Genomic DNA, 13,149 nt, shown 5'->3' with positions numbered 1-13,149 from the left:
TTACGGCCTTCCCCATGTCACACGACGATCCCCACGCGCCGCAGCCATCGGTGGAACCGATCCCGCACACGCCGGAGGCTCCCGTCGCGCCGCCTGCCGACGCCATCCCGCGCACGCCGCCGCCCGCGACCCCGCCGCCCCGGCCGACCCCGGCGGTCTCGGACGAAGGCATTCTGCGCCCGATCCAGGAGAGCGACTATTTCACCATGGACCCGGAAGCGATCCGGGTGATCTCCGCCAATATCGATCAGTACTTCAACCAGGCGCTGGATATCTTTCCGTTCTGGGAGACCGAGAACAAGCCGGACCGTTTCCACGTCCTGTTCAGCCGCCAGATCGAGGATCGTTTCCCGGTCGAGGCGGACATTCGCGGCCGGATCTACGGCTATGGCCGTCGCGTCTTCAACGCCCTGCGCATTCACGTCCTCACCAAGCGGCTGACCCAGGGACTGGCCCTGGTCGCCTTCGCCGCCATGGCGATCCTTGGCCCCGGCCTGTTCGCCGAATGGACGGGGGGTCAGCCCCAGGGGCTGGGCCTCGCCATCCTGGGCATGCTGGTCGCCCTCGGTCTCTTCTTCGGCGTCTCGTCGATCCTGTTCGTTCAGTACCGCTTCCGGCTGGAGAACGATTCCTACGAGCTCTCGCGCGAGATCGTCCAGCGCACACGCGAGCTGCAGAACCTGTTCACCAACGCCCGCGCCCTGTCCGACCAGGCCGAGACCCAGTTCGCCACCGACGGCAAGGGCTGGGGTCAGCGGGCCCTGTTCCTGACCCGGCTGGTGCTGTGGATCGCCGCGCGCATGGAATATCTCGAGAAATACGCCCAGATGGAGCTGTGGCGCGTGCGCCGCGAACGCTACTGGATGCGCTGGGTCGGCCGGATCTCGACCCCGCTCGTCCTGCTGGTCTGGGCCGCCGTCTTTGCCTTCTGGCCCGCGCCGCCCGCCAACGAGGCCGGCTTCCGCGTGCTGCAGGTCGTGGCCCTCGTCATGGCGCTGATCGTCTCATGGCTGTCCTACTACCGCTGGCGGACACCGACGGCGGCGGTGAAGGACAAGCTGGGGGTCGATGGCTGGGTCCGCTACGCCTCGCTCGACGTCGACAACACGGTCGGCGACCAGGTCCGGCGCGACAAGGAACGTCTGGTCGAATACCGCGCCCTTACCCGCGGCCGCTGAGCGAGGACCGGCCGTCGCGCGCCTCCGCGACGGCCCCGGGGCGGTCCCCCTCCCCCTACGGGTGAGGATTGAGCCCCATCGCCTCCGCCAGCGCCCTGAAATCTTCCGGCGGTTCCGCCGTCACCGTCCGCTCGCCGCCCTCCGGATGCGGAAACCTCAGCGACGTCGCGTGCAGCATCAGCCGGGGTGCGCCCCGTCCCGCCGCCGTCAGCGCCCCGCCATAGCGGACGTCCCCGATCAGCGGCCGGCCGATATGCGCCATATGCACCCGCAACTGATGCATCCGCCCGGTGAAGGGCTGCAGCTCGACCAGAGCCCCCTCCGCGCTGGCCGCCAGCGTCCGGTACCGGCTCCGCGATCCTTGCGCCCCCTTCGTGTCGAAGGCCGCCACCCGCATATAGCTCTCGCGCCCGATCTCCTCGCGCACCAGCGGCACATTGATGTCGCCCTGGGCCGGCTCCGGCGCGGCCGGGACCAGGGCCAGATAGGTCTTGGTCAGCCGGTGGGCCTGAATCGCCTTGCCCAGAAAGCTCGCCGCCGGCTTGGTCCTGGCCGCCAGGATGACACCCGAAGTGTCGCGGTCCAGCCGGTGCACCAGCTCCGGACGCTTGCCGTTCGACCGCGCGAAGGCCCACAGCAGGTCGTCCAGCGTATGCGCCTGGATCCGCCCGCCCTGGCTGGACAGTCCGGCCGGCTTGGCGAAGGCGATGACCGCGGCGTCCTCGTGGATCACCCACGACCGGACGGCGGCGATCTCGTCCTCGGTCAGGGCTACGGGGGTTCTGGGCGTCACCCCCGCCGGTTAGCGGAGAAAGCCGCGCTTCGCCATCATCCGCGAATACCAGACGAGGAAGACGCAGCCCGCCAGGATCACCGCGTTCATGATCCACGCCGTGTCGCCCATCACCGCTGCGCCGTTCGACAGGCCGTACTGATAGATCAGGCTGACCAGAAATGCCGCCAGCGACGCCACGAAGACCGGAAACGCCAGCCGCTTGCGCGCCAGAAGCAGGATCGAGCCGAGCAGGGCCCCCCAGACGCCGACGGCCCACACGCCCGTCATCCAGACCGGCATGGCATGCAAATAGGCGATCTGCGGGTCGGTCATGCCGACGCCGCGGAGATAGGCGTCCCCGCCCGTCTGGGTCATCGTATAGTCGAACGGCCCATAGCTGTTCCACAGCAGCCCGACCAGGCCGACCACCCAGTAATGCCGGGGCACGCGCCCCGACCGCGTGTCGCTCATGATGCTGACCATCGTTCCCTCCCAAGGCTGTTCGGGGACTGACGATACGCCTGCCATCGAGGACGGCAAGGTCAGTGATGGAACTCAGGCCGCGATCCGGTCCACCCGGATGTCGTCGGCATGCGCGCGCGCACCGGCCAGATCATGCGCCGCCTGCATCCGCATCAGCGTGTCGGCACTCAGACCGAACGCCTTCTCGAACCGGATGGCCATTTCGGCCGAGACACCGCCGCGTCCATTCAACACCTGGCTCATGGCCTGCCGCGTCACGCCCAGCGCCTGGGCCAGGGCGGTTACGCTCAGCCCGTGCGGCTCCACGACCTCGGTGCGCAGCCACAGGCCCGGATGCACCGCGAAACTGGAATGAAGCTTGATCGCCATCAGTGATAATCCTCCAGATCGATCGCCGACTCTCTACATACTACCTTGCGACTTTGCCGCCCGCATCGCCGCCCACCGCTCCAGTCGTGCCTTGACCTTCTCCTCGTGGCCCTCGCCCTTCGGCCTGTAGAAGACCCGCCGCTCCATCTCGTCGGGAAAGAAGTTGGCGCCCGAGAAGCCCTCCTCGGTGTCCGGATCGTACTGGTAGCCCTTGCCGTAGCCCAGCGACTTCATCAGCTTGGTCGCGGCGTTGCGGATATGGGCGGGCGGCATCAGCGAGCCCGTCTCCGCCGCCGCCCGCTTCGCCGCCTTGAAGGCCTCGTAGACCCCGACCGACTTGGGCGCAGTCGCCAGATGCACCACCGCCTGGGCCAGGGCCAGCTCACCCTCCGGCGACCCCAGAAAGTCGTAGGTGTCCCTGGCCGCATTGGCGACCAGCAGCGACAGCGGGTCGGCCTCGCCGATGTCCTCGACCGCCATCCGCACGATCCGGCGCGCCAGATACAGCGGATCCTCGCCCCCGTTCAGCATCCGCGCCAGCCAGTACAGCGCCGCGTCCGGGTCCGATCCTCGCACCGATTTATGCAATGCAGATATGAGGTTATAGTGTTCTTCTCTACTTTTGTCGTAAGCCGGAGCGCGCCGCTGAAGCGTCGCGGCCAGCGCCGGCACATCCAGCGGCTCCGGCGGCATGGCGAACAGGGTCTCGGCCATGGTCAGCAGGTATCGCCCGTCCCCGTCGGCCAGGGCCAGCAGCGCCTGACGCGCTTCGGCCGTCAGCGGCAGGGCCGCCGCCTCCTCCGCCTCGGCTCGAATCAACAGTTGATCCAGCGCCGCATCGTCCAGCCGCTTCAGCACGAACACCTGGCTGCGCGACAGCAGGGCCCCGTTCAGTTCGAACGACGGATTCTCCGTCGTCGCCCCGACCAGGGTCACCACCCCCTCCTCCACGAAGGGCAGGAACCCGTCCTGCTGGGCCCGGTTGAAGCGATGGATCTCGTCCACGAACAGCAGGGTCGACTGCCCCGCCGCGCGTCGCACCCGCGCCTGTTCGAACGCCTTCTTCAGGTCCGCGACGCCCGAGAAGACGGCCGAGATCTGCTGGTACTGATAGCCTGCCGCCCTGGCCAGCAGCCGCGCGATCGTCGTCTTGCCCGTCCCCGGCGGCCCCCACAGGATCATGGAGCCCAGCCGCCCGGCCTCGATCATCCGCCGGATCGGGCCACCCTCGCCCAGCAGATGATCCTGCCCCACCACCTCGTCCAGCGAGGCGGGCCGCAGCCGGTCGGCCAGCGGCGCGTCGGGGGGATGGATGCCGGAGGCTTCGAACAGGTCGGTCATGCGGCTTGACAGATAGGCGCTGCCCGTCCCCATTTCACCTCCGGAATTCGACCCGAAAGAGGCGCGTCATGGAACAGGTGGAGGCCCCCCGGCCGCTGACCGGCATCACCCCCTACCTCAGCATCGCCTCGCGCGGGGCTGATGCGGCCGCCGAATTCTATCGCGCCGCCCTCGGAGCGGTGGAGGTCCGTCGCATGGTCGCCGACGACGGCGAACGCCTGCTGCACGTCCACCTGCACATCAATGGCGGCAGCGTCATGCTGTCCGACGAGTTTCCCGAATACGGCGGCGAGGTCGATGTGGAGCCGAAGTCGGTCACCCTGCACCTCTATGTCGACGATGTCGACGAATGGTGGAACCGCGCCATCACCGCCGGGGCGGTTCCCGTCCACCCCCTGGCCGACCAGTTCTGGGGCGACCGCTACGGCGTGCTCAAGGACCCCTTCGGCCACAGCTGGTCGATCGGATCGCCGATCCGGAACACCTGACGTGTCGGAGCCCTACGTCCCGCCTGATCCTCCGGTGGTGCCCTATCTGGTCGTCCATGACGGCCCGACAGCCCTCGATTGGTATGTCCGTGCCTTCGCCGCGACGATCATCCTGCGTCACGATGAACCGGATGGCCGCCTGGGCCACGGTGCCCTCTCGATCAACGGCGGCACGATCTATCTGGCCGACGAGTTCCCGGAGCTCGAGGACCGGATCGGAACCCGGGCGCCGCACCATCTGAACGGCAGCACCTGCAACATCGCTCTGGCCGTCGACGACGTGGATGCCTGGATGGCCCGCGCAAAGGCGGAAGGCGCCGTAACGATCCGCCCGGCCACAGACGATTTCTATGGCCGCCATGGCAAGATGACCGACCCTTTCGGGCACATATGGTCCTTCCTGGGGCCGAAGACGGGCCTTTAGCGCACCCGCCCCGACATCTCCCGGCCCTGCCGCAACAGGGACACTTCCGACCCCCGCGTCGCGCCCTGGATCGCCGCAAGGTTGCGCACGGGCCGCCCGTCGATCCGGGTCACCACATCGCCCGGCAGGAAGCCGTTGGCGCGATAGGCATAGCTGTTGCGGGCCACATCGGTGACGATCGCTCCGCTGGCGAAGGGATCCCCCCCCAGCCGGTCGGCCAGCGCCGGGTTCAGCGCCGCCACCTGGGCCCCGGCGAACGGGCCCTGTTCGATCGTCTGGCCATTGCCCTTGGCATCGCCCGGCAGGGTCTGGACCCGCGCGTTCAACGTCTGGGGCCGCCCCTCGCGCAGGACCGTCACGGCCACGCTGTCGTTGGGGGTCTTCGTCCCGATGCGGAAGTTCAGCCCGCCCTGGTCGTTGATCTCGGCCCCGTCGATGGCGGTGATGACGTCGCCTTCGCGCAGGCCCGCCCGCGCCCCCGGCCCGTTGGCATAGACGTCCGTGACGATCAGCCCCTGCGGCCGGGCCAGGCCCAGCGAGCGGGCGATGTCCGCCGTCACGCTGTCGCCCTTCACCCCCAGCCAGGGCCGGACCACCGCCGTCGCGCCGCCCAGCGCGGAGTCCACCACCCGCCGCACCATCGAGGCCGGCACCGCGAACCCGACGCCCGAGGACGACCCCGACCGCGAGAAGATCGCCGTATTGATGCCGATCACATCGCCGTCCATGTCCACCAGCGGCCCGCCGGAGTTGCCGGGATTGATCGCCGCATCCGTCTGGATGAACGACCCCGAATCCGAAATGCCGGTCTCGGTCCGGTTCAGGGCCGAGATGATGCCATTGGTCACCGTCTGGCCCACCCCGAACGGATTGCCGATGGCCAGAACCAGGTCGCCGACCTGCTGTTCCTCGCGGTCGTCGATGGCCAGGACCGGCAGCTGCTCGGTCACCCCCGTCAGCCTCAGCACCGCGATGTCGGACCGTTCGTCGGCCAGGATCACCTCGGCCGGAAACTCGCGCCGGTCGTTCAGGACGACGCGGATCTGCTGGGCCCCCTCGATGACATGGTTGTTGGTCACCACAATGCCGTCCGAGCGCACGATGACGCCCGAGCCCGCCGATTCCGCCACCCGCTCGCGCGGCATTCCGCCGCCGAACATCTGGAAGAAGGGGTCGGCCTGCACCCGCTGCACCGACCGCGCCGAAATGTTCACCACCGCCGGGGCCGCCTCGCGCACGACGGGCGAGAAGCTCTGCTTCATGGTCGAGACGTCGGTCGGCGGCGTCCGGTTGGTCGGCTCGGCGAAGACGCCGTCCTGGGCCTTGGTCGAGTTGGCGTTGCCGCAGGCGGCCAGCGCCAGCGCCGCGGTGAGGGCGAGGGTCGAGATCTTCATGGCATTCCAGAGTTCAGTCATCCCGGATACGCATATCTGTACCGATTTCGGGCGGCTTCAAGGCGGTGTGTTACCGTCTCATGGCCGGCAGCGTATCGGCCGCCCGGCCGTCGCCCGCCGGCACGGCGATCCCCAGCAGACGCCCCAGCAGGGGCTGCACATCGACACTGTCCAGGTCTCTCAGCACCACGCCCTGCGCGATGCCCGGCCCATGGGCGATGAACAGGGCCTGCATCTCGGGCGCGGCGTTGTCATAGCCGTGCGCCCCGCCGGTGGCCGTCACCGGGCGCGCCCGGACCGCGAACAGCCAGCCGATGTCGGCGGAACAGACGATGGACGCCACGCGCGGGTTGGAGCCCAGCACGAACCGCGCCGGGATCGTCCGGCGCGTCCAGCATTCGCCGTGCGGATGGCGCTTGACCAGGGCCGCCTCGACCTCCGCCTCGTGGCCCGCCACCGGCTCGATCGAGGCCAGGGCGCCGGCATACAGCACCGTCACCCTGGCCGGATCGATCAGGTCGTCCAGATAGATCACCCGCTCCAGCGACGTCGCCGCCATCCCGTGGTCGGCCACCACGACCAGAGTGGTCGTCTCCCACAGACCCCGGTCCTTCAGCCCGCTGATCAGGCGCGCGATGGACATGTCCACGTCCGCCACCGCTCGGTCGGTTTCCGGGGCGGCGGGGCCGAAGGTGTGGCCGGCCGTGTCCACCGTGTCGAAATACAGGGTCGCGAAGTCCGGACGCGGCGTCTCGTCGATCCAGGCCAGCAGCCGATCCACCCGGGCATCGCCGCTCACCGCCTGGTCGAACGGCAGCCACCAGCTCGGCCGCACCCCCCGGATTTCCGTCTCCGACCCCGGCCAGAACATCGTCGCAGCCTTCAGGCCCGCCTTCTCCGCCGTCACCCAGATCGGCTCGGCCTGGTCCCAGAATCCCGTCTCCTTGCTCGCCATCGTGAACCCGCCCAGCACAGGATCGACGAACCTGTTGCCGACGATGCCGTGGTGGTCAGGGTGCAGACCCGTCACCAGGGTGTAGTGGTTGGGAAAGGTCACGCTGGGAAACGACGGCCGCATCGAACCCGTCGCCCCCTCCGCCGCCAGCCGCGACAGCTGTGGCGTCACGCCCCGCGTCAGGTAGTCCGACCGGAACCCGTCGATGGACACCAGGATCGTCAGGGGGCGAGGTTGCCCCGGGTCGCGCGTCGCAGGGGCGGTGGCACAGGCGGCCAGCAGCAAGGCCAGAAGGACGATCATAAAACGCAGCACGATTTTGCTCCCGGGGACGCAGCGCATGAGTCACGGCATCGGTGGAATCGCGACGCGATTCCACATCAGCCGATCAGGCTCTGCTTTCTGCATAGACGCGCTCGACGACAGGCCTGCAACGCATGGCCCGACGCCCCACGACCGATCCTGACGCAGGCCCCCTCTACCCTGCGCCCATGACCGCCCCCTACCGCATCCGATCCGAAGACACCTGGGACCAGGCCCGCGAGGCCTATCTGGCGGGTGAACCGGCCGAGAGTGTCTGCGCCCGGCTCGACCTGGGCGTTCGCACGTTTCGCGCCCGCGCCGCCGAAAAGCACTGGCGGCGCGCCGACCAGCCCGATCCCGAACCGTTCGAATACGACGATGAGCCCGACACCGAGGTCGACGAGGCCGAGCTGCGTCGCATGGCCCGCTCCCGCATGGCCCAGGCCGCCCGGCGCGGGCTGGTCGCCGAGGCCCTGCGCTGGGCCCGTTTCGCCGATGCGGTCGCCCGTCAGGCCGAGGCCGACGACCGCCGCGCCCGCCAAGAAGCCCGCGAACAGAGCCGCGATGCCCTCGACCAGAACCGTCGCGCCAACGACCTGCTCCGCAAGGCGACCGCCAGCGCCCGCACCCTGGAGCATGAGGCGCGCGCCCTGATGGCGACCGACCGCGCGCTGACGGCCCGGCGGGAACTGCACGATCTGCACGATGTGCACGCGAATTCCGCCGACCTGTCGCCCGCCGACGCCGAACCGGTCCCCCTGAACCGCGCCGACCGCCGCCGACAGATCAAACACGGCCGAAAGCGACGATGACGGCGCCCCTGTACCTGTCCGAAGCTTAATCTCTGACCGCTTGCCGACCGCCCCTGACCGGGCGAAGGTCCGGGCATGACCGCCGTGATCGAGACCCGCGCCCTGACCAAGACCTACGGGACCGTGCGCGCCCTGGACGGGCTCAGCCTGACCATCCCGCGCGGCGGCGTCTATGGCGTGCTGGGCCCCAATGGGGCGGGCAAGTCGACCCTGTTCCGCATCCTGCTGGGCCTGATCCGCCCGACCGAGGGCGAGGCCATGGTCATGGGCGCCAGAGTCGGGGCCGGCGTCGGCGACGTCGCCGCCAGCCGCCGCATGGGCTCGATGATCGAGACGCCGCGGTTCCCGCCCTTCATGACCGCCCGCCAGGTGCTGGACTGGCTGTCCCTCGCCCACGGCCTGACCCCCGACGCCGCCCTTGTCTCCGGCTGGCTGGAGCGGGTCGGCCTGACCGAGGCGGCGGACCGCAAGGTGCGCGGCTTTTCCGTCGGCATGCTGCAACGCCTGGGCGTCGCCGCCGCCCTGATCACCGAGCCGGAACTGGTCATCCTCGATGAGCCCACCAGCGGCATGGATCCCCCCGGCATCCAGGAGATGCGCGCCCTGATCCGCTCCCTGTCGGAAAAGGACGGCATTACGGTCGTCCTGGCCAGCCACCAGCTGCTGGAGGTCCAGCGCGTCTGCGACCGCGTCGCCATCCTGAACCGGGGCACCCTGGTCCGCGAGGGCTCCGTCACCGACCTGACCTCGGCCGGCGAACGCCTGCGCCTGTCCCTGACCCCGATGGCGCCGGCCATGGCCATCCTCGGCGACCGGGCCACGGTCGAGGGCGACGCCCTGCTTGCCACCCTGCCCCGCGCCGAGGCCCCCGCCCTGATCCGCGCCCTGGTCGAGGCCGGTGTCGACATCGAGGAGGCCCGCTGGATCGGGGCCGATCTGGAAAGCGTCTTCATGACCGAAACCGGTTCCGTCCAGCATGTGGAGGCGATCCGATGAGCGTGACCCTGTTGCCCGATGCCCTGCGCTCCGAGGCCTACCGGCTCGTCCGCAATCGCATGGCCGTGTTATGGAGCGTCTTCTTCGTCCCGCTGCTGTTCGTGCTCGGCGGCCTGATCTATCACTGGGTCAACAAGAGCAAGGCCGCCGATCTCGCCGCCGCGGCCCGTCTGCCTGCGGACCTGCTGGCCGCTGCCCCCGTGAACCTGATGGACGGCCTGGGGGTCGGTGTCAGTGCCATGGCCAATGGCGCGGTCCTCGTCTTCATGCTGATCGGCGCCGCCACCCTCTATGCCGGCGACTATCGCTGGGAGACCTGGCGACTGACCAGTGCCCGCAACAGCCGGGTCAATCTGATCCTCGGCAAGGTCGCGGTGTTCAAGCTGGCGGCGCTGGCGACCATGGCGACCTTTCTGGTCGCCGGCCTGATCTACAGCCTCAGCGAGGCCCTGATCTATGGCAAGGCGCTCACCATCGACCCGGAGGGGTTCGAGGCCGGTCAGTTCGTGCTTCTGGTCCTGCTGGCCTGGGTGCGGATCGTCCAGTACGCCATGATCGCCCTGCTGACCGCCGTGGTCACCCGTTCGCTGCTGGCCAGCCTCTTCGTGCCGGTCGTCATCGGCTTCGCCCAGTCGTTTCTGGGCGGCCCGGGCCTGCCCCTGCTGGGCTGGGAGCCGACCCAGTGGAAGGCCCAGCTGCTGCTCCCCGGCCTCGCCTATGACACCCTGAAGGTCACGATCGGCGGCGCGCCCGGACAGCCCGACGGCCTGGCGCTGAAGGCCATCGTCAGCCTGACCCTCTGGACCCTCGCCCCCCTCACCGCCGCCATCGCCTGGTTCAGCCGTCAGGACCTGTCGAAGGAGTAGGCGGCCAATCCTCGTCCGGCGCGCCCAGCGGGAAATAGCCCCGGTACGGCCGGGCCTCGTCCAGGGCCCGGGCATAGCTGGGCCGGGCCAGCAGGCGGCGGCGATAGGCCCACAGGTGGGGCAGATCCTTGGGGATCGGGTGGGTCCAATGGGCGTAAAGCAGCCCCGGTGCCGCCCCGCAGTCGGCCAAGGTGAAGGCCTCGCCCGCCGCCCAGGTCCGGCCCGACATCACCCCGTCCAGCCAGGCATAGGCCGTCTCCAGCTTTGCCTTCGCCTCCGTCACGATGAGGGGGTCGCGATCCGCCTCGGGGCGCAGGGCATTGTAGATGATCCGCTGCTGGTTCGACTGGACGTGATTGTCGAACACCCGGTCCATGAACCGCGTCTCCAGCGCCAGGTCCGGATCGGTCGGGATCATCGGCGTCGAGGGGTCGATCTGGTCCAGCCGCTCGATGATGATCGACGCCTCGGCGAAGTGGCGCGCCCCCTCCTTCAGCACCGGAAACTGCCCGAACGGCCAGGCCGCCTTCAGCTCCGCCATCGCCCCCTCGTCCTCCAGCATCCGCTGGGTGAACGGCAGGTCCTTCTCGTAAAAGGCCACGATCGCCTTCTGGCAGTAGGACGAGAACGGGTGACTGTAGAGGATCAGGTCGGTCACAGCCGCTTCTCCATCCAGACATTGCAACGGGCATAGGGACTGGGTTGCGGCGGCAGGTCGACGAAGCCGAAGCGGCGATACAGGGCGATGGCGTGGGTCTGGGAGGTATTTGTTTCCAGATACAGACGGGGTGACCCGACGGCCCGGGCGTGGGCCTCGCAGGCCTCCAGCAGCTTTTGTCCCAGACCCAACCCCTGCGCGTCCGGCGCCACCGCCATCTTGCCGACCTCGCAGCCGCCGTCCGGCATGACCATCAACGAACAGCATCCGACCGCCTCCCGTTCACCCCGGCGAAGGCCGGGGTCCCGCTCCGCCATGAAGATGGCCCCGCCCTTCGACAGGACCGCCCCCTCCGGATCGTCCAGCACCAGCCGGTCCTTGGCCTCGAGCGCATAGCCCCCGTCGAGGATCCAGTGTTCGTTCAGAGCGACCCAGGCGGCGGCATGGTCGGGGCGATAGGGGACGATGTCGATCTGCATGGCACCACCCTGCCCCACGCCCGGGCAAAGAAAAAGGGCGACCCGGTCATGCGGATCGCCCTCAAATCCTGACGCTGTCGCCGACAGCCTATTCGTCGTCGCCCTCGTAATCCGCGACCGGACCGGAATCCAGACCCTTGGCCGAGGTGTCGCGGTCGACGAACTCGATCACTGCCATCGGGGCGTTGTCGCCATGGCGATAGCCAGCCTTCATGATGCGGATGTAGCCGCCCTGACGGTCGGCATAGCGCGGGCCGATCGTCTCGAACAGCTTGCCGACCTGGGTCACGTCGCGAACGTGGCTGATGGCCTGACGACGGGCGTGCAGGTCGCCCTTCTTGCCGAGCGTGACCAGCTTTTCAACGAAGGGACGCAGTTCCTTGGCCTTGGGCAGGGTCGTGGTGATCTGCTCGTGCTTGATCAGCGACGCGGCCATGTTCGCGAACATGGCGGTGCGATGGCTGGCCGTGCGGCCGAGTTTGCGGTGGGCGGCGCCGTGGCGCATCGGGGTCTCTCCTAGTGGCGAGTGCCGAGTGACGAGTGGCGAGAAAAGCGCAGGATCCCCTCGCCACTCGCCCCTAACCACTCACCACTTAACTAAATTTGGTCGTCGAACTTCTTGGCCAGGTCTTCGATGTTTTCCGGGGGCCAGTTCGGCACGTCCATGCCGAGCGACAGACCCATGGAGGTCAGCACTTCCTTGATCTCGTTCAGCGACTTGCGGCCGAAGTTCGGGGTGCGAAGCATCTCGCCCTCGGTCTTCTGGATCAGGTCGCCGATGTAGACGATGTTGTCGTTCTTCAGGCAGTTGGCCGAACGGACCGACAGCTCCAGCTCGTCGACCTTCTTCAGCAGGGCCGGGTTGAACGGCAGGTCGGGCTTGCCTTCGGAGGCCTCGACGGCCTTCTTCGGTTCGTCGAAGGTGATGAAGATCTGCAGCTGGTCCTGCAGGATGCGCGAGGCATAGGCCACGGCGTCCACAGGCGAGACGGCACCGTTGGTTTCGACTTCCAGCACCAGCTTGTCATAGTCCAGCGACTGGCCCTGACGGGTCGGCTCGACGCGATAGGCCACGCGCTTGACCGGCGAATACAGGGCATCGACGGCGATCAGGCCGATCGGGGCGTCTTCGGGACGGTTGAACTCGGACGCGACATAGCCCTTGCCGTTCTGGACGGTCAGTTCCATGCGGATCGAGGCACCGTCATCCAGGGTGCAGATGACGTGGTTGGGGTTCAGCACCTCGATGTCCGACGGGACGTCGATCTGGCCGGCGGTCACGGGCCCGGGGCCGGTGGCGCGCAGGGTCATGCGCTTGGGCCCCTCGGCGTGCATGCGCAGCGCCAGCTGCTTGATGTTCAGGACGATGTCGACGACGTCTTCCCGCACGCCTTCCAGCGACGAGAATTCGTGCACGACGCCATCGATCTGGATGGCCGTCACGGCCGCGCCTTGCAGCGATGACAGCAGCACGCGGCGCAGGGCGTTGCCGAGCGTCACACCGAAACCGCGTTCGAGGGGCTCGGCCACCAGGCGGGCCTTGCGCTGGGCGTCGGAGCCCAGCTCGATCTGCGGCTTCTCGGGACGGATCAGCTCTTGCCAGTTACGTTCGATCATGGGTGTCCCTT

At 68.4% G+C, this 13,149-nt stretch carries 16 protein-coding genes; 6 read left to right on the top strand and 10 right to left on the bottom strand.

The genetic code is table 11. The features are described from left to right. The first annotated feature begins 14 nt into the window (after positions 1-14). Complete coding sequence (locus tag HZ989_RS06725; protein ID WP_209322832.1) at positions 15-1,178, top strand: hypothetical protein; 1,164 nt, start codon at positions 15-17, stop codon at positions 1,176-1,178. A 55-nt stretch (positions 1,179-1,233) separates the two neighbouring features. On the opposite strand, the gene HZ989_RS06720 is transcribed toward HZ989_RS06725, so the two are convergent. The 4 genes from HZ989_RS06720 to HZ989_RS06705 form a co-directional block, all read right to left on the bottom strand. Continuing rightward, positions 1,234-1,971 (bottom strand): RluA family pseudouridine synthase, encoded by a 738-nt coding sequence (locus tag HZ989_RS06720; RefSeq protein WP_209322831.1) that lies wholly within the window; start codon positions 1,969-1,971, stop codon positions 1,234-1,236. Between the two features lie 9 nt (positions 1,972-1,980). Next, the gene (locus tag HZ989_RS06715; RefSeq protein ID WP_245162486.1) at positions 1,981-2,424 is read right to left on the bottom strand and encodes a hypothetical protein; all 444 of its coding nucleotides are present in this window, start codon (positions 2,422-2,424) and stop codon (positions 1,981-1,983) included. A gap of 84 nt (positions 2,425-2,508) precedes the next feature. Further along, on the bottom strand, positions 2,509-2,805 hold the full coding sequence (locus HZ989_RS06710) for a HigA family addiction module antitoxin (RefSeq protein ID WP_209322829.1): 297 nt from the start codon (positions 2,803-2,805) through the stop codon (positions 2,509-2,511). Positions 2,806-2,838: 33 nt separating this feature from the next. Next, positions 2,839-4,146, bottom strand: a complete 1,308-nt coding sequence (locus tag HZ989_RS06705) for a replication-associated recombination protein A (RefSeq protein ID WP_209322828.1) — start codon at positions 4,144-4,146, stop codon at positions 2,839-2,841. A 68-nt stretch (positions 4,147-4,214) separates the two neighbouring features. Between HZ989_RS06705 and HZ989_RS06700 the strand changes: the two genes are divergently transcribed. Further along, positions 4,215-4,634: a VOC family protein gene (locus tag HZ989_RS06700; protein WP_209322827.1), complete on the top strand. Its 420-nt coding sequence runs from the start codon at positions 4,215-4,217 to the stop codon at positions 4,632-4,634. A gap of 1 nt (position 4,635) precedes the next feature. Continuing rightward, the gene (locus tag HZ989_RS06695) at positions 4,636-5,058 is read left to right on the top strand and encodes a VOC family protein (RefSeq protein WP_209322826.1); all 423 of its coding nucleotides are present in this window, start codon (positions 4,636-4,638) and stop codon (positions 5,056-5,058) included. Here the strand turns inward: HZ989_RS06695 and HZ989_RS06690 are convergent. Together HZ989_RS06690 and HZ989_RS06685 are read right to left on the bottom strand one after the other, a co-directional pair. Further along, entirely contained in the window at positions 5,055-6,452 is a 1,398-nt protein-coding gene (locus tag HZ989_RS06690; RefSeq protein ID WP_209323064.1) for a Do family serine endopeptidase, read from the bottom strand. The genes HZ989_RS06695 and HZ989_RS06690 overlap by 4 nt on opposite strands. Before the next feature lie 70 nt (positions 6,453-6,522). Next, positions 6,523-7,722, bottom strand: coding sequence for an ectonucleotide pyrophosphatase/phosphodiesterase (locus tag HZ989_RS06685; protein ID WP_245162484.1), 1,200 nt, complete (start codon positions 7,720-7,722; stop codon positions 6,523-6,525). Positions 7,723-7,844: 122 nt separating this feature from the next. Here HZ989_RS06685 and HZ989_RS06680 point away from each other — a divergent pair, with 122 nt between their 5' ends. From HZ989_RS06680 to HZ989_RS06670, 3 genes are all read left to right on the top strand, one after another. Further along, positions 7,845-8,522: a hypothetical protein gene (locus tag HZ989_RS06680; RefSeq protein WP_209322824.1), complete on the top strand. Its 678-nt coding sequence runs from the start codon at positions 7,845-7,847 to the stop codon at positions 8,520-8,522. 75 nt (positions 8,523-8,597) lie between these two features. Then, on the top strand, positions 8,598-9,518 hold the full coding sequence (locus tag HZ989_RS06675) for an ABC transporter ATP-binding protein (RefSeq protein ID WP_209322823.1): 921 nt from the start codon (positions 8,598-8,600) through the stop codon (positions 9,516-9,518). Beyond that, the gene (locus HZ989_RS06670) at positions 9,515-10,384 is read left to right on the top strand and encodes an ABC transporter permease subunit (protein WP_209322822.1); all 870 of its coding nucleotides are present in this window, start codon (positions 9,515-9,517) and stop codon (positions 10,382-10,384) included. Before HZ989_RS06675 ends, HZ989_RS06670 begins: the two co-directional genes overlap by 4 nt. Here the strand turns inward: HZ989_RS06670 and HZ989_RS06665 are convergent. The 4 genes from HZ989_RS06665 to HZ989_RS06650 form a co-directional block, all read right to left on the bottom strand. Next, entirely contained in the window at positions 10,356-11,042 is a 687-nt protein-coding gene (locus tag HZ989_RS06665) for a glutathione S-transferase family protein (RefSeq protein ID WP_209322821.1), read from the bottom strand. The genes HZ989_RS06670 and HZ989_RS06665 overlap by 29 nt on opposite strands. Then, complete coding sequence (locus tag HZ989_RS06660) at positions 11,039-11,521, bottom strand: GNAT family N-acetyltransferase (RefSeq protein WP_209322820.1); 483 nt, start codon at positions 11,519-11,521, stop codon at positions 11,039-11,041. Before HZ989_RS06660 ends, HZ989_RS06665 begins: the two co-directional genes overlap by 4 nt. An 88-nt stretch (positions 11,522-11,609) precedes the next feature. Then, positions 11,610-12,026, bottom strand: coding sequence for a 50S ribosomal protein L17 (gene rplQ / locus HZ989_RS06655; protein ID WP_209322819.1), 417 nt, complete (start codon positions 12,024-12,026; stop codon positions 11,610-11,612). A gap of 92 nt (positions 12,027-12,118) precedes the next feature. Next, positions 12,119-13,138 carry a DNA-directed RNA polymerase subunit alpha gene (locus tag HZ989_RS06650; RefSeq protein ID WP_209322818.1) on the bottom strand — a complete coding sequence of 340 codons (1,020 nt, stop codon included), beginning with the start codon at positions 13,136-13,138 and terminating at the stop codon, positions 12,119-12,121. Positions 13,139-13,149: the final 11 nt, after the last annotated feature.

This window comes from Brevundimonas sp. AJA228-03 (genome assembly GCF_017795885.1).
Taxonomy (GTDB): Bacteria; Pseudomonadota; Alphaproteobacteria; order Caulobacterales; family Caulobacteraceae; genus Brevundimonas.
The sequence above is the reverse complement of the archived record's forward strand: the minus strand, read 5'-3'. Positions and strand labels throughout refer to the sequence as shown.